The sequence below is a fragment of the Streptomyces sp. AB3(2024) genome, from assembly GCF_041862025.1.
Classification (GTDB): Bacteria; Actinomycetota; Actinomycetes; order Streptomycetales; family Streptomycetaceae; genus Streptomyces.
This window is the reverse complement of the sequence record NZ_JBGWAB010000393.1, coordinates 1-256: the sequence shown is the minus strand read 5'-3', so window position 1 is coordinate 256 and position 256 is coordinate 1. Positions and strand designations below refer to the sequence as shown.

Below are 256 nucleotides of genomic sequence, written 5' to 3'. Positions count from 1 at the left end.
GAGCTGCATCTGGCCGGAGCCGAACAGCTCACCGACGACCTTCATGCCCTCCAGGAGGGTGTCGTTGACGATCTCCAGGGCGGGCCGTGTCTGCAGGGCTTCGTCGAGGTCCGCCTCCAGGCCGTTCTTCTCCCCGTCGATGATGCGGCGCTGGAGGCGTTCGTCCAGCGGCAGCGCCAGGAGTTCCTCGGCCCGGCCGGCCTTGAGGGACTTGGTGTTGACACCCTCGAAGAGGGCCATCAGCTTCTGCAGCGGG

At 67.2% G+C, this 256-nt stretch carries 1 protein-coding gene; it reads right to left on the bottom strand.

Annotation, left to right across the window (positions count from 1 at the left end; all coding sequences use genetic code 11):
• The coding region (locus ACEPPI_RS40920) for a B12-binding domain-containing protein (RefSeq protein WP_373920301.1) at positions 1 to 256 on the bottom strand (256 nt) is incomplete at both ends.